General features: G+C 68.3%; 16 protein-coding genes and 5 pseudogenes. 13 read left to right on the top strand and 8 right to left on the bottom strand.

Annotation, left to right across the window (positions count from 1 at the left end; translation table 11 throughout):
* Positions 1–546: 546 nt before the first annotated feature.
* The 3 genes and pseudogenes from ABZ478_RS37315 to ABZ478_RS37305 all read left to right on the top strand — a co-directional run bounded on the left by ABZ478_RS37315 (position 547) and on the right by ABZ478_RS37305 (position 2,371).
* Positions 547–1,617: an NADH:flavin oxidoreductase/NADH oxidase gene (locus ABZ478_RS37315; RefSeq protein ID WP_359556988.1), complete on the top strand. Its 1,071-nt coding sequence runs from the start codon at positions 547–549 to the stop codon at positions 1,615–1,617.
* A 96-nt stretch (positions 1,618–1,713) separates the two neighbouring features.
* Positions 1,714–1,809 (top strand): annotated as a pseudogene (locus ABZ478_RS37310) (lamin tail domain-containing protein); the annotation flags it as partial.
* A gap of 172 nt (positions 1,810–1,981) precedes the next feature.
* Positions 1,982–2,371, top strand: coding sequence for a hypothetical protein (locus ABZ478_RS37305; protein WP_359556945.1), 390 nt, complete (start codon positions 1,982–1,984; stop codon positions 2,369–2,371).
* 237 nt (positions 2,372–2,608) lie between these two features.
* Here the strand turns inward: ABZ478_RS37305 and ABZ478_RS37300 are convergent, their stop codons facing one another.
* A complete protein-coding gene (locus tag ABZ478_RS37300) occupies positions 2,609–2,851 on the bottom strand; it encodes a hypothetical protein (protein ID WP_359556942.1) in 243 nt (80 codons plus the stop codon).
* A gap of 513 nt (positions 2,852–3,364) precedes the next feature.
* Positions 3,365–4,591: a serine/threonine-protein kinase gene (locus ABZ478_RS37295; RefSeq protein ID WP_359556939.1), complete on the bottom strand. Its 1,227-nt coding sequence runs from the start codon at positions 4,589–4,591 to the stop codon at positions 3,365–3,367.
* Positions 4,592–5,487: 896 nt separating this feature from the next.
* Here ABZ478_RS37295 and ABZ478_RS37290 point away from each other — a divergent pair.
* From ABZ478_RS37290 to ABZ478_RS37275, 4 genes are all read left to right on the top strand, one after another.
* Positions 5,488–5,718, top strand: a complete 231-nt coding sequence (locus ABZ478_RS37290) for a hypothetical protein (protein ID WP_359556936.1) — start codon at positions 5,488–5,490, stop codon at positions 5,716–5,718.
* A gap of 14 nt (positions 5,719–5,732) precedes the next feature.
* On the top strand, positions 5,733–6,785 hold the full coding sequence (locus ABZ478_RS37285) for an alcohol dehydrogenase catalytic domain-containing protein (RefSeq protein WP_359556935.1): 1,053 nt from the start codon (positions 5,733–5,735) through the stop codon (positions 6,783–6,785).
* A 249-nt stretch (positions 6,786–7,034) separates the two neighbouring features.
* Complete coding sequence (locus ABZ478_RS37280; RefSeq protein ID WP_359556932.1) at positions 7,035–7,601, top strand: hypothetical protein; 567 nt, start codon at positions 7,035–7,037, stop codon at positions 7,599–7,601.
* Positions 7,602–7,626: 25 nt separating this feature from the next.
* On the top strand, positions 7,627–8,130 hold the full coding sequence (locus ABZ478_RS37275) for a hypothetical protein (RefSeq protein ID WP_359556930.1): 504 nt from the start codon (positions 7,627–7,629) through the stop codon (positions 8,128–8,130).
* A gap of 80 nt (positions 8,131–8,210) precedes the next feature.
* Here the strand turns inward: ABZ478_RS37275 and ABZ478_RS37270 are convergent.
* Together ABZ478_RS37270 and ABZ478_RS37265 are read right to left on the bottom strand one after the other, a co-directional pair.
* Positions 8,211–8,363, bottom strand: a pseudogene (locus ABZ478_RS37270) (DUF6281 family protein); the annotation flags it as partial.
* A 120-nt stretch (positions 8,364–8,483) separates the two neighbouring features.
* Positions 8,484–9,161: a TetR/AcrR family transcriptional regulator gene (locus tag ABZ478_RS37265; protein WP_359556927.1), complete on the bottom strand. Its 678-nt coding sequence runs from the start codon at positions 9,159–9,161 to the stop codon at positions 8,484–8,486.
* An 83-nt stretch (positions 9,162–9,244) separates the two neighbouring features.
* Here ABZ478_RS37265 and ABZ478_RS37260 point away from each other — a divergent pair, with 83 nt between their 5' ends.
* The 3 genes from ABZ478_RS37260 (at position 9,245) to ABZ478_RS37250 (ending at position 12,886) form a co-directional block, all read left to right on the top strand.
* Positions 9,245–10,486: a right-handed parallel beta-helix repeat-containing protein gene (locus ABZ478_RS37260; RefSeq protein WP_359556924.1), complete on the top strand. Its 1,242-nt coding sequence runs from the start codon at positions 9,245–9,247 to the stop codon at positions 10,484–10,486.
* Between the two features lie 411 nt (positions 10,487–10,897).
* The gene (locus ABZ478_RS37255; RefSeq protein WP_359556923.1) at positions 10,898–12,415 is read left to right on the top strand and encodes a protein kinase; all 1,518 of its coding nucleotides are present in this window, start codon (positions 10,898–10,900) and stop codon (positions 12,413–12,415) included.
* 210 nt (positions 12,416–12,625) lie between these two features.
* Positions 12,626–12,886 (top strand): hypothetical protein, encoded by a 261-nt coding sequence (locus tag ABZ478_RS37250; RefSeq protein ID WP_359556920.1) that lies wholly within the window; start codon positions 12,626–12,628, stop codon positions 12,884–12,886.
* Positions 12,887–13,053: 167 nt separating this feature from the next.
* Here the strand turns inward: ABZ478_RS37250 and ABZ478_RS37245 are convergent, their stop codons facing one another.
* Positions 13,054–13,563, bottom strand: a complete 510-nt coding sequence (locus ABZ478_RS37245) for a hypothetical protein (protein WP_359556917.1) — start codon at positions 13,561–13,563, stop codon at positions 13,054–13,056.
* Positions 13,564–15,216: 1,653 nt separating this feature from the next.
* Here ABZ478_RS37245 and ABZ478_RS37240 point away from each other — a divergent pair.
* The 3 genes and pseudogenes from ABZ478_RS37240 to ABZ478_RS37230 form a co-directional block, all read left to right on the top strand.
* Positions 15,217–15,489: a hypothetical protein gene (locus ABZ478_RS37240; RefSeq protein ID WP_359556915.1), complete on the top strand. Its 273-nt coding sequence runs from the start codon at positions 15,217–15,219 to the stop codon at positions 15,487–15,489.
* A gap of 378 nt (positions 15,490–15,867) precedes the next feature.
* Positions 15,868–16,092, top strand: coding sequence for an excisionase family DNA-binding protein (locus ABZ478_RS37235; RefSeq protein ID WP_359556985.1), 225 nt, complete (start codon positions 15,868–15,870; stop codon positions 16,090–16,092).
* Positions 16,092–16,742: pseudogene (locus tag ABZ478_RS37230) on the top strand (site-specific integrase); the annotation flags it as partial. The gene ABZ478_RS37235 and the pseudogene ABZ478_RS37230, both read left to right, overlap by 1 nt.
* 27 nt (positions 16,743–16,769) lie before the next feature.
* Here ABZ478_RS37230 and ABZ478_RS37225 read toward each other — a convergent pair.
* The 3 genes and pseudogenes from ABZ478_RS37225 to ABZ478_RS37215 form a co-directional block, all read right to left on the bottom strand.
* On the bottom strand, positions 16,770–17,420 hold the full coding sequence (locus ABZ478_RS37225) for an NAD(P)H-dependent oxidoreductase (protein WP_359556912.1): 651 nt from the start codon (positions 17,418–17,420) through the stop codon (positions 16,770–16,772).
* Positions 17,421–17,946: 526 nt separating this feature from the next.
* Positions 17,947–18,258: pseudogene (locus ABZ478_RS37220) on the bottom strand (His/Gly/Thr/Pro-type tRNA ligase C-terminal domain-containing protein); the annotation flags it as partial.
* 9 nt (positions 18,259–18,267) lie between these two features.
* A pseudogene (locus ABZ478_RS37215) lies at positions 18,268–18,410 on the bottom strand (RNA-guided endonuclease TnpB family protein); the annotation flags it as partial.

Below are 18,410 nucleotides of genomic sequence, written 5' to 3'. Positions count from 1 at the left end.
CTACCGGCTCATGGACGCAGCAGGCCTGCGGCGGGGACGTCTGACCGGCCTGTCCCTTCAAGGGGAGAAGCTCGCCGAGCCGTCGCCCAGCAGATCACGCTGGACCACTCCCGCGAGGCCGGGCACCTGCCCGCGGCGGCGCAGCATGAGACCGAGCAGGGCGGTGCGCACATCCCGCCTTACGAGGAGCGCGGAACAGTGCTTGTGGAATGTGCTTCTCGTTCAGAATCCCCTCTTCCCGAACGATCACGGCGATGTCGGCGCGCGTCGACGTCGTCGGCGGTGTGCCGCCTGACCCGGACCACGGCCCGGGGACCGCCACGTACCGGGACATCCGCGGGGACCGCCACGTACCGGGACATCCGCGGGGACCGCCACGTACCGGGACATCCGCGTGGGTGGGCACCCCTGGCCGTGGTTGTGCCACGAGTGGCCGGGTACTCGGGTGCACCTCACTGTGAGGGGCGCCCCCGCAGGATCCCAGGCCGTCACGGCTCGACGGCTGCGGGGCACCCGTCGTCCCCCATCCCTCCTGCGAGGCCTCCTATGAGCCGTCTCTTCTCGCCGCTCACCCTCCGCGGCACGACCTTCCCGAACCGGGCCTGGGTGGCCCCCATGTGCCAGTACAGCTCGGTCGACGGCTATCCGCAGGACTGGCATCTGGTCCATCTCGGCTCCCTGGCACGCGGCGGGTCCGGCCTGGTCATGCAGGAGGCCACGGCAGTGGAACCTGAGGGCCGGATCACCCCTTCCGACGCCGGCATCTGGGATGACGGCCAGGCCGCCGCGTACAAGCGGATTACCGACTTCGTCCACGGGCGGGGAGCCATTGCCGGCATCCAGATCTCCCATGCCGGCCGCAAGGCGTCGACGGCACCGCCCTGGGAGGGTGACGTGTACGTCGAACCGGAGGCCGGAGGATGGCAGACGGTGGCACCGTCTCCGCTGCCGTTCGGCGACTGGCCGGCCCCACGGGAGCTCGGCGCGGACGACATCCGCGCTCTGGTCCGGGCCTTCGGCGAGGCCGCCGCGCGGGCGCTGTCCGCCGGCTTCGAGGTCCTGGAGATCCACGCCGCGCACGGCTATCTGCTGCACCAGTTTCTGTCACCGCTGTCCAACCACCGCGGCGATGAGTACGGAGGCGATCTCGACGGGCGCAGCCGTTTCCTCGTCCAGGTCACCGACGCCGTACGGGCGCAGTGGCCGGAGGACCGCCCGCTGTTCGTACGCTTTTCGGCCACGGACTGGGCCGACGGTGGCTGGACGCCGGAGGAGACGGTCGAGCTGTCGCGGCACCTGGTGGCCCACGGCGTCGATCTGGTGGATGTCACCAGCGGCGGCCTCGTCCACAACGCCCGTATCGAAGTGGAGCCCGGCTACCAGGTTCCCTTCGCCCGAGCCGTCCGCGAGGGCGCGGCCCTGCCCGTCTCCGCGGTCGGCCTGATCACCGCACCGGAGCAGGCCGACCAGATCCTCGTGGATCGCTCGGCCGACGCGATCATGCTGGCGCGCGAACTGCTGCGCAACCCGACCTGGCCGCTCCGCGCGGCCCGCGTGCTCGGTGACGACGTCCCGTGGCCGAAGCAGTACCAGCGTGCCCGCCCACGTCATCGCTGAGGCACCAGCCAGATAAGAGGTCGTTCCCACACTTTGTTTCGTCCCGTGATGCGGGCTTGGTCCGTTGATGTCGGGTAGCGCCAGACACCTCACCACGACCGCTCGAACCGTTCGCTGAACCAGGAGTTGGTGGACATCACCAACCGCTTTTCCCGCCGGGCGGTTAACCTGAACGGCTGGACCCTGCGGGACGGGGGCGTACGTGTGGGTCTCGGTCTGCCTGTGCGCGCGGCGTTTCAAGATTCAGCAACCCCGGTTGGCCGCCATCGCACAACGAGGTCCGGAGCAGCCGGACTGTCACCAGGGAGGCGCTGTACTTGTCACACACAGCCGATCGCCGGCCTTCCTGTCACCTGGCGGCAGTGTGACTCGCGACGACCTCATCGCCATGCTCCGCGAACAGACCCCGGCGTGCGGACCTGCGCGCGCCGCCTTGATCGCCGGGGCTGACTTCGTCGTCTGGGACGGCCTGGTGCCGGCCAACCGGCACGCGGGCGTCTTCCGGCGCCGAATGCACCACTCCTTGAAGCGTGGCCACACGATCGATGGTTTGGCCGACAGCGTGGACATCCTTGCGCGAGCCGGGGAAGAGCCGCTTCGTACCGGATCCATCGACGCGGTGGACAGGTCATCCTGGTTCACGATCTTCCTGAACTCCACGGCGACAGCAGTGGTGGCCTGCTGCGGCGGACGCCGGCCCACCACCATCGAGTCGGCCGACATCCCCGAGTCCGGCGCCCGATCTCCCAGGTGACAACGAGCCTGCCTTTGTGACAACTACCGCGCTTTTGGCTCAATTCGGCTCTCTGCCTGTGCTGTGTGGTGCATCTATCAGGATTTGGGGCCACGCAACTTCGGCGCCAGGATTGTGCTGACACGATTTTGGTATGTGGCCGACGAAACGGTTACCTGCGGATACGGGTGCCCGACCCTCCTGGGCGCCGGGCCAGGGTGTGGGGACGTGGGGTTGGACGTCGTCGGTCTGCTGGTGTCACCAGCTCGCGGTGGTGTCCTCGCCGGCGGCGAGACGGTGGAGGTATAGGCAGTAGGCGGCGGCCGGCTGTCCGGCGCCGGCGGCGTACTGCCGTTTCGAGCGCCCCTCGCCGCCCGTCCACGCGTCGTCCCCTCCGCCGCCCACCGGAGGGGACTGTTTGGCCGCGAGGTCAGGCTGGTGACGCCGGCGGCCACACACGCGGGACAGCAGAGCGGCGACACCGAAGATCACGACGAGCACCAGCGCGGTGAATAGGACCGCGCCCCTACGACCGCGATCATGAGGGTCGAGGATCCCCAGCCACTGTGTGCTGCTGGTAACCGGACAGCGCGCGTGCCTTGGCCAGTTGGGCGGTGCCCAGGCAGGTGTTGCCCCGCAGCTCGCCATGATGACAGCTCGGCGTTGCGCAGGACGCGGGCCATCTCGTACTCGCTGACCGTTCGCCGTCCCGGCACGTGCTGGGCCTCGCGCACGCCGCCAGGTGAGGACGGGAGCTCAGTACGACAGGATGCGCCCCGAGGGGGTCCGGCGGTCGATCTCCGGCTCGCGCGGGGCGGCGGGCCGACGGCTGACGCGTACCCGAATCCGACGGTCCATGACGCCCTCCTCCTGCCGGCGCCGCCCGGTGGCGGCTTCCCGGTAGGCGGTCCGTGCCCCGCGCAAGGGCGGCCAAGCCAAGGAGGGCACAAGTCATGACGTCGTCACAACCGTTGGCGAAACGGCTTGACGAACTCGCCCGCTCTGTCCGGTCCCCTACCGCCCGGCCAGGTACGCGCCGAGCACGGGGTCGAGCCAGGTGAGCCACTCGGTCAGCCGGGCCGTCCGGCGGGCGTTCAGCTCACACTCGAACACGCTGCCGTCCCAGAGCCGGACCGTCACCGTCAGCCGGTTACCCCGCGGGGTGCGCACCACCCCGGCGATCTCCGCCCATTCGAAGTCCGCCGCTGCGCCACCGACTTCGAGGATGATCCCGGTCGCGTTCACGACGACACGGCTGTCCCGGTCGGTGAGCACCACCTCGGGCGGGCCCAGCGGGACGGGCGGTCCGAACCCGTACGGGCTCCCCGGCGGGGTCGCGGGAAGCGGCGACGGCTGCCGGTACGCCGGGGGGGCCGACGCGAAGGGCTGCGGGGCGGGCGGGGCGTACGGGGAGGGCACCGGGGGAACGGCGACGGTCGGGGAGTACGCCGGCGGACCCGGCTCCCAGGACTCTCCCGTGACCATGTCCAGCAGCCGGGAGGGCGTCGGCCGGGCCGCGGGGTCCTTGGCCAGGCAGGCCGAGACCAGGTCCGTCAGCCCGGCGGGCACGGCGGCCAGGTCGGGCGTCTCGTGGACGGAGCGGTACATCAGCCCTATGGGTGTGCCCTCGCCCCAGGCGCTGCCACCGGCCGCGGCGACCAGGACGGCACCGAGGGCGAACACGTCGGCGGCGCCGGTCACGTCGTGGCCGAGGGCCTGCTCGGGGGCGAGGAAGCCGGGAGTGCCGAAGGCGGTGCCGGTGGCGGTGAAGCGGGTGGACTCCACGGCCCGGGCGATCCCGAAGTCCAGCACCCGGGGCCCGTCCTCGGCCATGATGATGTTGCCGGGTTTGAGGTCGCGGTGCACCAGGCCGCGGCCGTGGATGGACTCCAGCGCCTCGGCGAGGGCGGCGGCCAGCGCCCGCAGCTGCGGCTCGTCCATCGGACCCTCGGCGGCGAGCCGGGCCGCGAGGGTCGGCCCGGGGATGTAGGCGGTCGCCAGCCACGGCGGGTCGCCGTCGACGTCGGCGTCGACGACGGAGGCGGTGTGGAAGCCACCGACCGTGCGGGCCGCCTCGACCTCGCTGCGGAACCGCTCCCGGAAGACCGGGTCCGCCGCCAGCTCCGGCTTGGCCACCTTCAGCGCGACCGCGCGCCCACCCCGTGTCCGGGCCAGGAACACGGTCCCCATCCCGCCCTCACCGAGCTTGCGCTCGACGAGGTACCCCCCTATCCGCTCCATGCGCACAGTATGGCGGCAGGTCCACCGTGCTCCGTAACCCGACGACCGGCTAGACCGGAGCCCTGCTGCGCGTGGTGGCCTCTGCCTGGGCGTTCTCCTGCTCGCTTCGATGTTCCTCGTGTGTGGCATCGCCGCGGGCCCCCCACGAACTGAAACGGCTGCGGTGGGGAATACCCCGCCGCGCGCTGGCGCACAGGCCGCGTCGGCAGGCGTAAGTGACTCCTCTCCGCGGCCCCAGGGCCTCACCGCTTTCCCGCAGAGCTGGCAACCAAGCCCGACACAGCACCACCGTGATCACGGCCGCCGTCGATGGCGCTCCGGGGCAGTAGAGAGCCCAGCCCCCGCCACGGGGACGAAACGATCGCCGCGCAGAGTCACGGGTCGGTGAGGGTATGAAGACAAGGCTCGGCCCCGGCCAGCGTGCGCTGGCCGGGGCCGAGCCTGAAAGGGTGTGATCGTGAAGGGCGGTCGCCTACGCGGCGAGAGGCTCTGCGGGGCTTCAGCCGAACGATCGTCCCCACAGGCAATAGATGAGGCCCGGGGACACTGTCCCCTTCACCATCACGCCCTGTGCAACCACACAGGGACGGCGAACATTCCTGGCCTACCGCCGCCGCCTCCCACTCGCGGGTGCTGCTCGCTGCAGACGGTCAGGCGACAGCTTCCCGTGCCCCGGTCCGCGTGGAACGCGACGCCGAGCCTGGCTCTCGATCGGTGAGTTCATGGCGACGGATCACCCCACCATGATCCAACAGCCGATGATCTTTGAAGACGGACCCTAGGCGGCCGAGCGCATAAATCGTATGTCGCGCCGGGCTCCCTCTTGTCTCCGAGGGCACGGCGCCCATACGCTCACCACCCGTACCGACTGGCCGGTATGCTCTGTTCAAGCGTCAGTGCGCGCCGATGCCGGCCTGCCGACCGTGCCGGCCGCCGATCCAACGCGACCGTCGAAGGAGCCGCCGGAGTTGAGCAGAATCAACGGCCAGGTGCGCCTGGCCGCACGTCCCGTGGGAGAGCCGCGGCCCACCGGCTGGCAGCACGTCGAGGAGGCGATCTTGTTGCGCCTGTTCCGTGGCGATAACCACGGCAAGCTCGTGCTGAAGATCGCGGACCGACCGGCCTGAGGGGGAGAAACACGATGAAAGCACTGACCTACCATGGCCGTCACGACATCCGCTACGGGGATGTCTCCGACCCGGCCGTCACCAGCCCTACCGACGCGGTGGTGCAGGTGACAGCGGCCGGCATCTGCGGCAGCGACCTGCACATCTTCCACGGCAACCCGTTCAGCCCGGAACTGGGCTACACGCCGGGGCACGAGTGCGTCGGCGTAGTTGTCGACACCGGCGGCCAGGTGACCCGCTTCAGGCCCGGCGACCGGGTTCTGGTGCCCGCCTCTGTCGGCTGTGACCAGTGCCGGTCGTGCGCGGCCGGGTTCACCGCCCGGTGCGAGCGCGCCACGTCCAGCACGGACCTCTGCTTCGGAGTGAGCCCGCAGCTCCCGGGCAGCCAGGCCCAGACCCTGGCGGTGCCCTACGCCGACGTCAATCTGGTGCACTTGCCCGAGGCCATCTCCGACGAGGCCGCCGTCGTCCTGACGGACAACGCCCCCACGGCGTGGTACGGCTGCCGCCGAGCCCGCATCCAGCCCGGCGAGACCGTCCTGGTCATCGGCCTCGGCCCGGTCGGCCTCATGGCCGCCCAGTCCGCCTTCGCGATGGGCGCCGCGCGGGTACTGGGCACAGACCTGGTCGCGGAGCGCCGCGCCTTCGCCGCCACCCTGGGTGTCGAGCCGGTCGAAGGCGAGCACGCGCGGACGGCCATACGGGACATGACCGACGGACGCGGGCCGGACGCCGTGGTGGAGGCCGTGGGTTCGGACGCCACCATCGAGCTCGCCCTCAAGGCCGTCCGGCAGGCCGGCCGGGTCAGCGTCATCGGAGTCAGCCAGAGCAAAGCCTTCCCCTTCCATATGGGACTTGCGCAGATCAAGGAACTGGAGTTCGCCATCGGGCTGTGCTCTGTGCACTACGAACTCCCTGCTCTGATCGCCCTCACCCGTGCCGGCCGGATCAAGCCAGAGGTCGTGGTCTCCCACCGCTTCCCCCTCTCCGAAGGCCCGGCGGCGTACGAACTGTTCGCAGGCCGCTCCGACGGCGTCCGCAAGATCCTTCTCGACCCCACCCGCTGACCCTCCTGCGCAGGGCCGCCTCGTCCGATCCCCCGCGGCAGGCCCTGCGCCTCGTGCGCGGCCCGGGGAATCCCGCCGCATCGCCCCGCAGGACCTCGGGTAGCCGGTTCCGGGGGGAACAGGTTCCGCCGCCGAAACCGAGCGGCTCCGCCGGCCGCGCCGAGGGTAGGACCTGGTACGGGTGCGCAGTTCCGGCGTGGACGTGGCCGGGGCACCCGCGGCCTTCCCGCTTACGTGAACGATAGGGACTTGAGCGAGGAGGAGATCAAAGCGGCTCGGCTCGCCCGGCTGGCAGCGCTCAAGGTGATCACGGAGGCGTGCGAGGCCAACACAGGCACTGACGTGAGCTTAGCCCTGGAGAACGAGGCCAGTTACGAAGAGATCGGCGACGCCTGGGGGATTAGCTGGCAGGCCGCCCGTAAACGGTGGGGCCACCTCGAACGGGCCGGGGACCGGGTCTGTGTAGTGATCTCCCGGCGCAACCGCGTCCACCACGACGCCGCCGATCCCCGAGGCACGTACGGCGAAGTCGGCGGCAGCGCTCAGCACGACTCCGACCGAGGCGAGTGGCTCATCGGCCAGGAGGTCCGGGAGAAGGCCGAGTTCGCGGTCATCGCGGTAGACGGCACCGTCGAACGCATCTACCGCATCGACCCGAAGGGCTGGGAGCCGTCCGGCGCCAAGTGGCTGTTCGCCGGCCGACTCCTGACGCCCGAGGAGGCCGCCGGTGCGTACGCGGCCGGGAGCGTGCCGCTCCAGCCGGGAGACGACTGTCCCACCCGCCGAGGCCGCGCCTACCGCCCCCACTGGTTCTGACACAAACCCAGACAGGAGAGCGGCCATGGCCCGCAGGCCAGCCAACAAGGCCGAGGCGGAAGAATCCGCGCACACGCTGTCCCACCAGCCGTGGATGCCGCGTTGTGAGTGGCGGATCATCGAGCGCACCGACGGAAGCGCCTATGCGCGCGGATACATGGCCTTCTCGATCCCCGACGGAGAGGACCGGCGCCAGCTGGACAGGTTGACGCACTACCTCGGCGGTCGCTTCCGGGTCGGGAGCGTGGGCACCCCTCGAAGCTGGCACGGCCGGTACTGCAAGGCCGAGGTGTGCATCTTCATGCCCGACCGGCCCGCCAGCTCGCGGCCGCCCGTCCATCCCTCCGCGGCCCGCCAGCTCGCGGCCGCCCGTCCATCCCTCCGCAGCCCGTCCACGGCCAGGCAAGACCCTCAAGGCCGCCTGAACACAGCGCGGCCCCACTCGTCGTCCCAGCCGTCAGGCCGGGCCTCGAATGTCAGCGGGTCTACGAGCCAGTCTTTCGGTCTCGAGATCGACAGCGTGAGCTGAACGTCGTCTCTCCGGGCACGGAGGACAGATTCGGGACGAGTGCGGGGCGCCCTCTCTGCGGTGGCGCCCCGCACTCGATATCAGGAACCGTGGATCAGTTTCTTGATCTCAGGCAGCTTCTTGTCGGAGTCGACGTTGACGAAGATGACGTCGTCGGATGACTGCTCCACAGCGATGGCGATGCTGGGATCCACTCCCTTGATCTCGTAGGCGGTCGTCGAGGTCGGTGCTGTTTGACCGCTGCTATCGAAGAGAGTTGACGGACTGGCACAACAACGCGTGGCGCTTCACAGCGGCTGGCTTCTGAGTCGACCCATACGGCGGTCGGCCTCCGGCGCGTCGCGCCTCCCGGCTCACCCTTCGTCCTCTGCCGGATTGGCCACGCCCATCAGGGCAAGGCAGATGTACAGTACGGCGTCCTCCAGGGCGGGGACCTCGCCGACGCGCCCCTGGCGCAGGAGGCGGCAAACGGCTTCGTGTGTAGCGTCAGCCGCGGCCATGTAGGTCTCATGGGGGACACTGCGGTGGCCGGGGATCCTGTGGTGCCAGGCGCGCATCGACTCGGCGAACCAGGTGCGGCAGGCGTCCTGGTGCTCCCGCGCCGGGCCGCCTGCCGCCGCCGTCTCCAGGAAGAACGCTTTGGCGAATTCGGGCTCTTCGGCGAGCAACCCGAGGAAGGCACGGATGGAGGCACGCAGCGTCGCCACCGGGGAGAACGACTGCGTCGACGAGCGGGCAAACGACGCCTCAAGCCGCTTGACCATCAGCTCGCGGCCTGTCTCGGCAGCGGCGATGAAGCACTCCTCCTTGTCCGCGAACAGCTCGTAAAACGTCTTACGGGACACGCCTGCCCGTGCCGTCACATCGGCCACGGTCGCGGTGATGTAGCCCTTGTCAGCAACCACGGCCGTCATCGCGTAGAGCAGCCGCTGGCGCTGCGAACCCGTCACACGCTCACGCGCGAGCCCGTGCGGCCCGCGGGGAAGGTCGGTCAGGCTCGGCTGCAGCAGCGGCCGGATTGGTTCTCTCATGAGTGAGAAACAGTCTGGTACACGTTATAGACGCAAGCGTTTCTCACCCACGTCATCTTTCGAGGAAACAGGAGCGCGCCTTCATGCGAAGAGCAACTTTACTTTCGGCGCTGGCGGTTCTACCGGTGGCCCTCGCGGGAGTCGCGGCCGCCGCCCCGCGCTCTGCGCAAGCAGCCTCCGCGTCGGCGACCTTCACGGTCGACTCCACCCAAGACGCCGTGGATGCGGATGCGTTCGACGGTCTTTGCCGCACCGCCGGAGGCACCTGCACCCTGCGCGCGGCGGTCATGTCCGCAAACGCCCAGCCCGGCAGCACCATCGAGTTACCCGCCGCCCACTACCGGCTGACCATTCCCCCCGACCCCGACCAGCTCAATGGGCGCACCGCCGACCCGACCAAGGGCGACCTGAACATCCTCGAACCGACCACCATCCGCGGGGCCAGCGCGCGGGAGACGATCATCGACGCCGACCACATCGACCGGGTCTTCCGCATGGGCGCCGACACGCAACTGTCCGACCTCACCATCACCGGAGGGGACGCCAAGCAGCGGGAGGTGCCCATCACCGACCCCGGCGGAGGCGGCATCGCCAATGGCAAGAGCATGACGCTGCGCCGGGTAACGGTAACGGGGAACCGCGCCGGCTACGGAGGCGGCATCTTCAACATCCCCGACTCCCACCTGACGCTGATCGACAGCACCGTCAGCCGTAACACAGCGGGCGAGGCCGGAGGCATCCGGTTCGACGACGCCGGCACCGTGATCAATTCGACGATCGCGGACAACCGCGTCACCGACGACTGGGACCGGCCGGGCAGCCTGTCCGGATACGGCGGCGGCATCGATATACGCGGCACCGGCCTGGTGGACATCCGCAACTCCACGATTACCGGCAACACCGCCACCGACGGCGGCGGCGGAATCAACATCGCCCCCGCCTACCTGGACAGCCTGCCGGGACCAATCACCGACCCCGTGAATCTGCCGCTGGGTCACCTCACCTTGAAGAACACCATCATCGCTGAGAACACCATCGGCCAGACCACCAGCGACTGCAAGAATGTTTTCGCCGCCATCGAGTCACGGGGCAACAACCTCGACAGCGGAAACCACTGCCACCTCACGGCCGAAGGCGATCTCCCCAGCCGTGATCCCCACCTCGCACCCCTCGACGAAAACGGCGGTCCGACAGACACTGTGGCGCTACTGCCCGGCAGCCCCGCCCTCGACGGTGGCGCTGACTGCCCCTCCGCCGACCAGCGCGGCGTGCTACGGCCTCAAGGTCCTGCATGCGACATCGGAGCCTTCGAATACCGGCCCTGACCTCCGCCCCGCGCCTCGAGGACTCTCCATGCGCGCAGAATCCTCGAGGCGCGGTTCTCCCGACGGAAGCGGCCGAAGCGGTACAGCTTCGTGTTCTGCGGCCCTACGCCCAGCGGACGAGGATTTCGACAGAAACGCGGCGAGGGCTCTGCAAACACGTCCAAGCCGTCATCGCCCTCGCACGACGCCGCACCAGCGTGGTGTGGGCCCTCCTACACGACGACCCTGCCTTCACCTCGGGTTGAGTCAAGCAGGTGGGCGGGGTGGGCTGCCACACCAGCCACGGGGGAAGTGGGGCCGCTTTCGTCGCTGCGCCGACTTGGTCCGGATATCTGACACAGGCTGGGGGTACCCGCCTCGCAGATGGCCCATGGCCGAATCCGGTACGCGGTGACAGCAACGGAGAACCAGATGAAGGCCCACGAGTCAGCAGCCCCGCCGACGCCCGCGCCGGTTCCAGCGGATGAGCAGCCCGCCGAAGTCCTCGCCGGCCGCTACCGGTTGAGCGCGCGCATCGGGACCGGAGGCATGGCCGACGTCTACCAGGGCGTCGACACGCGCCTTCGGCGACCCGTGGCCGTCAAGATCTTCCGGCCCGGCCCGGACCCGCAGACGGAGGACCGTCTCACCGCGGAGGCCATCCTTCTGGCCCGCCTGCAGCACCCGGGACTGGTCACCGTCTACGACGCCGGCCGCCACGACGACCGCACCTACCTGGTCATGCAACTGATCAAGGGCCCCACGCTACGCAGCCTTTTGGCGTGTGGAGCGCTGCCTGAGCGGCGTGTGGTGGATGTGGGCGCCGCCCTCGCGCGGACGCTGACCTATGTCCACCAGGCCGGCGTTGTGCACCGAGACGTCAAACCGTCGAACATCCTCCTCGATGCGGCCGGTGATCCTTACCTTGCCGACTTCGGCATCGCGCGCCTGGCCAATGCAACCCGCCACACGGCACCGGACGTGCTGATAGGCACCGCCGCCTATCTGGCACCGGAGCAGGTTGAAGGCAGGCGGATCGAGCCGGCCGCCGACGTCTACGCGCTCGGCTTGGTCCTGCTGGAGTGCCTGAAAGGCGAACTGGAATACCAGGGCACCCCTTTGGAAGCGACAGTCGCCCGCCTCCACCGCCCACCCGAAGTCCCCACCTGGCTCCCCTCGGACCTCGCGGACCTGCTGCGGGCCATGACCGCCCAGGACCCCCAGGCCCGCCCGGACGCCGAGCAGTGCGCAAAGGCCCTCGCCTCCCAGCACGCCGGACCCGATCCATACCCCCTGCCCCTCTCGGCACCCTCCAAGGCGCGCCTTCCGACGCCGCTGGCCGCCCACCCCGGAGCGGAGGAGCACATACGGACTCAGGAGGCAGCGACCGCCCGGCGCAACCTCCCCCACGGCACCCGCCACAGCCGTCGCCTGGCAGTGGGCACGGCCCTGGCCCTCTCCGTGGCCCTAGGCGCAACCCTCGCCGCCACATCGAGCACTAACGGAAGCGACGACCGGGCAGCAGCGACGCCCGCCGTAACCCCCACGCACCCGCCCTCCGGCCCGGCGACTGCCAAAAGCGGGCCCGGTACCCTCCCACCCACCCGATCTCACGACGCTCAACCACCCTCCAGGACATTCGGCGCGCACCACCCTGCGACTGCGCCCACCGGATCTCATGCCCAACCCGTCTCCAGGACGCTCGACGCCTCTTATCCGGCGGCTGCCCCGACCTCGAGCAGAAGCGCCTCAAAACCGCCCGCGAGTTCGAGGCCGCCCGGACCGGTGTCACCACCGTCACGATCCGCGCCGACCACATCCGGGGCCACTAGCCCGAGCCGGACGACGCCAGAGGCGACGCCAACCGCTGGCACGGCGCCACCATCGCCAAGGCACTCGAAGGGCGGCGCGGCTATCGGCACACCGTCCAGCCCAAGCCCGACGCATTAGACGCCGAGGACCAAACCCCGCCGCGCCATTACATGCTCGACCTTCGAGGGGCACTTCGAGACACCCGCTTCAGGAGTTCGATCTAACCCCGGCCTGGTCGGGCCTCGGCTCGTGCGTCGGTGCCGTCCGCGACCGTTGTGTGGGACTGGTGGCGGCTGACTCCGGTCGCGACGGTTGCTGTACCTCGCTGCTGTACGGCAGGAAGGCGTGATGTACAACTACGCCATGACGACTCGACCGACGCAGGCGATGTGGTGGGCTGAAATGGCGATCGGCCTTGCCGTGGCGGCCGTGACTCTCACTGGGATCGTCGCTTTTCTGGGGGCAACGGCAGTCCAGGGTCACGTGACCTTGGACGGCGGGGCTTCGTTTTTGCTGATTGCACTGTCCGCCGGCGTCGGCATCTTCGTGAGCAGCCGGTTCAGGGCGTGGGGGCTGCGTCGACAAGCGGCCTCCTGCACACGATCTTGAAAACCGTCGTGGCGCGAGTCACCGTGGGTTCAAATACCACACCCACCGCGCAGGTCGAAGGCCCCTGATCAGGAACATCGGTCGGGGGCCTTCGTCGTGTCCGGCGCCCGTCGTGCACCGCTGTTGCCCGTGGTTCCCCGCCCGATCGGGCACGGGAGGGGCACGACTCACTCCGGGTGTGGCAGCTCGTGGGGGAGATCGCAAGTGTCCTGTTCAAGGTGCAGGTGACGGAGTTCTCGCAGCTCGGCGACGGGAAAGGGGTGCTGCATCCACTTCTTCCGATATCCGCCTTCGCCGTGCAAGCGCAGAACGTCTTGTGCCGCTTCCACGACTACGTGAGCGAACGCGGTGCGCGACTGCTCTGAGCTCCACAAGAGGTGGCCGTCATCGTCCGGCAGGTCGAAGCTCTTGAACATGTCCGGGAATCGGTAGATTCCAATGCCGACGGCCGCCTCACGGCTGCTGAGGACCCACCTCACCTCTGAGGGCTCCAGGTCGAACGAGAACCGCTGAGTGGCGTCAGGGCCGTACAACCCGGCAACGCCAACAAGCAGATCAGCAAGAGCGTTGGTGCAGTAGCTCGGACTGTTCTTGTGCTCCGCCCTACCATCGGTGATTCGGTACGTTGCCCAACCTGCTCCGGTCAGACTCCAACTGAACTGGAGATCACTCGACACGTGGACCCTCCCCTGTGATCGTCTGCGGAGACCGTACATACCTCCTGACCCACCACTCACCCCAGCTCCCATCCCGTCCGCCGTCGACCCACACGTCTGTGGAGCGGGCGTGGTTCATGGCGTCCAGGTGGAGCGCGTCACTGTACGAACGACCTGGACGCCATGGGCCACGTCTGCTCGGCCCTGTGATGGGAACTTTGGCCGGGCTCCTATGAGTATGAGGTCACAAACGCCCGACCGGCCGCGCGCAGGGCGGCACCACCCGAGTCGGCCGACACTTCATCAACAAGACAGCTCGCACGTCGGTCAGTTGGTGGGTCAGGCCGGCTCAGGCGACACCACCGACATCTTCACAGTCAGAAGTGGATGTCAAAGGCCCCGGACCGTAATCGGTCCGGGGCCTTTGCGCTTGTGCCCCCGGCAGGATTCGAACCTGCGACACCCACCTTAGGAGCGAGGTTGAGCCATCACTGGCGTGACCAGCGGTTCCCTACCTTGCATCGAGTCGGCGGCACGTACCCCTTGCCCACCCCGATCCCCGCGAGTCCCCGCCCGATCTGGCACAGATGTGGCACGACCGCTCTTCGCCCCGAAGCAATCTGACTGGGAGCTCGAGCAGGCTCAGCCAGTGCCGGGGCTGCTGGAACCGTGCACGACTGTCCGGGTACGTCCGGCGCTGTCCGTGGCCGTTGTCACGCAGTTAGACACTCGCTCCATCACCCCTGCACGGGCGATGCTGCACGCCCGATCGTGATCGGCTCTGCAGAAGGGAAGTAGAGCGTGTCTCCAGCGTCTTCGATGTCAATGTATTCCGGGTGATCAGCGGGAATGAACCCCAGCATGATGCGAGGGCGAGGGAGCCATCCGCGATCCTCCGGCGGCTCGCACTGGTGCACGGAGGTGATCTGCACGATCGTTTCAGGGATACCGACTCTGCACATGGCATTCGGCGTCAGATGCCAAGGCTCAGGATCGGTTCGAAAGGCGGGGCCTATCCACTCATGGGAGTCCGGATCCCGAGCGAAAGCGCGCTGACCATTCCAACGGAACCGTGAGGCTGGGTCGATCTCTCGCCATGGCCACTCGACATACGCGTAATCGCGGCCGATGCCAGCTACACGAGCGGGCGCCATCGGACAGCTGATCCTTAGGAGGTCACCCACCTGCAATGACTCCAACACGAGGTCATCAGCCACAACTACCCCCAACCCGCCGGCGATGGGCTGTACCCTACCGCGCGAAGCGGTCAAGGTTGGTGGAACGGCTTTGGGCTGGAGTTTCAATGGGCGAGTCAAGCGCGGTTGGATGCAATTAGTAGCCGAAGAAGTGACGGGCCGAGTCTCTGACCTGCGGTCGTGCTATCGATCAACGCTGCGACCTGTGGCTTACCTGTCGACGGTTGTCAGCGTTGGTCGTCGTTGGGCGCCCTCCGACGGCCCACAGACGGCCCCAGGGATAACCCCGGGCTTGAACAGCGTCATGCTAGGCGCGACGGGCAACGAGGCCTTTTGCCCGCTAAGTTCGTCCAGCAACTTCGTGATTTGTACGGCCGTAGGAGTGATCAGAAGGTGAATGACGTTACGCTCTGATCCTTTTTGCGCATCGTTCTCCAGGTATCTGCCCGATCCGGGGCACAGCAGTGGAGGAGAACACATGAGGACCGTCCAGAAGATCGCAGCGGTGGCCGCGGCCACCTGCGGGATTCTCTTCGCCAGTGTCGGGGTGGCCAGCGCTGACCCCCAGGACAACGGCGGGGGGGACAACATCCCCGTACTCAGCAACATCAACACGCTGAACTGGGACGATTCACCCTTCTGCGGAGTTCAGGTCAAGACCAACGACACCGAGCAGAAGACGTCCTGTCCGGTAGTGCACAACGAGGGCAGCTCCAACAGCCCCGTGTACATCGTCACCTTCGGATCTTGATCTCTCATAGCGGTCCGGCGGCCCGGTGGTTCGGGGCCGTCGGACCGTTTCGGTTTGTCGGGGCGTACGCAGGCAGGTGAGTAATCCGGCCATTGCGTCGGGTGGGTGCCCAGGGGTTCGGCATCGTTCGGCCGCGCTGCGGTTCATCATGCGGCGGTCAGTGAGGCACGCGGTTGGCGTAGTGACTTTGGCCGGGAGCTGCTTTGGCGCGAGTGATCACGGCCCCGTAAGCTTCCGGCGCGTCGGGCAGTCTGTGGACCTGCCCGGTAAAGCCCGACGTTGGGGCCAGGATCTTCGAGGCTCGCGCCAAAGTGGCTGGCTAAAGTCGCGGACCCAACCGCCCCAGCCACTACGAGTTCTGACTCATGCTCCGTGTGCCTGCCTCTTGGGCGGGAGCGGGCGGCCGGCGGTGCCGAGCGGGGCGGAGAACGCCTGGGCACGGGCGTGCGGTTCGCCCGGCGGCTTGTCGAAGAACGCCAGATCACCTTCATGAAGGTCGGTCGGCACGTCCGCATCCCCGAGGGCGCCGTGAACGCGTCCGTGGCCACCAACACCGTGGAACCGGTCGCTCTTCGCCCGGTGGCTCTGAGGAGTGCTGCCTGATGGCCCCGAAGCGTAGGTATCGCCGGACGTTCGGTCGTGTCCGCAAGCTCCCGTCCGGCCGCTTCCAGGCTCGCTACCCGGGCCCGGACGGCGTCCTGCGGCCTGCCGACGGGACGTTCGCCACGGCCACGGACGCCGACCGGTGGCTGATGCGGAAGCACATCGAGATCGAAGAGGGCCGCTGGCTCGACCCTGCCGAGGGGCAGACGACCGTCCGGGATTGGGCGGCTCGCTGGCTCGCCGCTGTCTCTCCGCAGCTCAAGCACAAGACACAGGCGTCATACCGGTCCCTGATCAACTCGCTGATCACCCCGGCGCTCGGTGATCGTGAGCTGTCGAGCCTCCGACCGATCACGATCACCGAGTGGGTCGGCGGGATGAGGACCCAGGAGCTCAGTGCTTCGAGGATCAGTAAGGCGTACCGGGTCCTGTCGCAGATCATGAGGCCGGCCGTCGAGAACGACATGATCCCGCAGACACCCTGCCGGGGCGTGAGTCTGCCTCAGATGCCCCAGACGGAGCAGCACATCCTCATACCGCTCGAAGCGTCCCGGATCGTGCGGAGCGCGGCCAAGCCGCATGATCTGCTGATCGCGCTGCTTGCGTACGCAGGTCTGCGAGTTGGCGAGGCCTTCGCCCTGCTGCGAGCGGCTGGTGGCCGATGCCGCCGACCGCTCCTAGGCAGCCAGACGTGTTGCTAGTTCCTTGGCGTGGGACGCGGCGACCGCGAGGGCCTCGGTGCGGGAGGCTTCGAAAAGCGGGACTAGGTCGGCCATCGCCGGGACGGTCGGGGCCAGAGTCAGCTCGGGGACAATGAAGCTGACCTTCAGGCCGAGACCGCCGCCGAGGGCCTGTCGTAGGTAGCTCTGCACGTAGTCGTTGCCATGTTGAGGGGTGCCTTCCTGGTATGACCCGCCGCGGCTGGTCACGACGACGGCCGGCTCGCCAGCGAGCGAAGGGCGCTCGGTCATCGCGGTGCGGCCCACGGCGAAGACGTGGTCGATCCAGGCTTTCAGCGTTGAAGGGATGGAGTAGTTGTACATCGGGGCGCTGAGGAGGATCACGTCCGCCGCCTCGGCCTCCTCGATCAGCCGGGCGCGCAGGGCGAAGGCGTCCCTCTCTTCGGGGGACTGGTCGGCGGGGGCGACGTACCCCGCGTAGTAGGCATCGGCCCGCAGGTGGGGTACGGGGTCGGCGTCGAGATCCCGCTGAATCACAGTGCCATGAGGATGCTGGCTCTCCCATACCTCGCGGAAGGCTGTGGTCACAGCGCGGGAGTGTGAGTTCTCCCCGTTGAGGGAGGTGTCTATGTGCAGCAGCGTGGTCATGCAGGTTCTCCTGGACGTCGGGTGAAGGGCTGCCGCTGCCCGGCCGCCCTGCTAATGTCCAACAGCCTGCTTCCTCAAGCATGGTTGAGGTCCAGAATTTGTGATCCACATCACCGATCTCCTGGAGTCAGTGAGCTCCGATGGGGTGGCTGTACCGGCCTCGTCACCCTCTTGTGCACCCTGCAGAAGAACACTCCACCACTGCGAGGCCACAGCTGACGATGCCGCAGCCACACAGGACGAGGCTGACGACGAGAACATAGGTCACAGTTGCAGATCAGACGCGAGGAGCTAGTGGCCCGTCAGGTCCCGGCCAGCGGCCCGGGCACGCACTGGCTGGGCACCGCTCGGAGTCTGGTGGTGTCCATGACCGTGTCCGCGCTCACCTATCTAGTCGTCGCTGTGGCGTCCTGTGGCCGAAGGTTGCACCTCACGACGCATGGACGACCCCGACAGGGCCACGGCCTCAAGCGAGACTTCCTGACAGTAGCGCCCGGGCGACGGCAGGCCCTGATCGGGGCGCCTGCTACGAGGTGGGGTCGGCCCACAGTTCGGCGCTGTGGTCCCCGATGAGAGCGCTGATGTGGGTGAGTGCGTCACTGACCGGCTGCGGTTTGAGTCGGCGTCCGTCACGCAAGCGCAGTGCGACGTGATCGTCAGCAGCCTCCTTGGCACCGCTGACGGCCTGGTAGGGAATCAGGCGGGCCTCTCGGATTCGGGCGCCCAGGCTGCCGCGGTCCGGCCCCTCGATCCGGGCACGCAGTCCGAGACGGTTGCAGCGTCAGGCGAGGGCTGCGGCGTTCGGCAGTTCGGTGTCGGAGATCGGGAGATTGACTTCCTCCCCTGCCTAAAGGCGGGGGATTCCAGCGGTCGCCCGCTGGGGTTCCTGCTTCACCGACGACCGCCCCGTGCGGGAGGACTCCCGTTGAGGTCTTACACCGTCTCCACAGGCAGACGCCGCCAGCCCGGCGGCCAGGATGTTGCGTGCCG

Origin of the sequence: Streptomyces sp. NPDC005706, from assembly GCF_040631045.1 — a bacterium.
GTDB lineage: Bacteria > Actinomycetota > Actinomycetes > Streptomycetales > Streptomycetaceae > Streptomyces.
The sequence above is the reverse complement of the archived record's forward strand: the minus strand, read 5'-3'. Positions and strand labels throughout refer to the sequence as shown.

Excerpts from the sequence above, each read along its gene's own strand:
- ABZ478_RS37315 (WP_359556988.1), top strand. The coding sequence starts at position 547 with ATGAGCCGTCTCTTCTCGCCGCTCACCCTCCGCGGCACGACCTTCCCG.
- ABZ478_RS37295 (WP_359556939.1), bottom strand. The coding sequence starts at position 4,591 with ATGGAGCGGATAGGGGGGTACCTCGTCGAGCGCAAGCTCGGTGAGGGC.
- ABZ478_RS37285 (WP_359556935.1), top strand. The coding sequence starts at position 5,733 with ATGAAAGCACTGACCTACCATGGCCGTCACGACATCCGCTACGGGGAT.
- ABZ478_RS37275 (WP_359556930.1), top strand. The coding sequence starts at position 7,627 with ATGGCCCGCAGGCCAGCCAACAAGGCCGAGGCGGAAGAATCCGCGCAC.
- ABZ478_RS37265 (WP_359556927.1), bottom strand. The coding sequence starts at position 9,161 with ATGAGAGAACCAATCCGGCCGCTGCTGCAGCCGAGCCTGACCGACCTT.
- ABZ478_RS37260 (WP_359556924.1), top strand. The coding sequence starts at position 9,245 with ATGCGAAGAGCAACTTTACTTTCGGCGCTGGCGGTTCTACCGGTGGCC.
- ABZ478_RS37255 (WP_359556923.1), top strand. The coding sequence starts at position 10,898 with ATGAAGGCCCACGAGTCAGCAGCCCCGCCGACGCCCGCGCCGGTTCCA.
- ABZ478_RS37250 (WP_359556920.1), top strand. The coding sequence starts at position 12,626 with ATGTACAACTACGCCATGACGACTCGACCGACGCAGGCGATGTGGTGG.
- ABZ478_RS37240 (WP_359556915.1), top strand. The coding sequence starts at position 15,217 with ATGAGGACCGTCCAGAAGATCGCAGCGGTGGCCGCGGCCACCTGCGGG.
- ABZ478_RS37225 (WP_359556912.1), bottom strand. The coding sequence starts at position 17,420 with ATGACCACGCTGCTGCACATAGACACCTCCCTCAACGGGGAGAACTCA.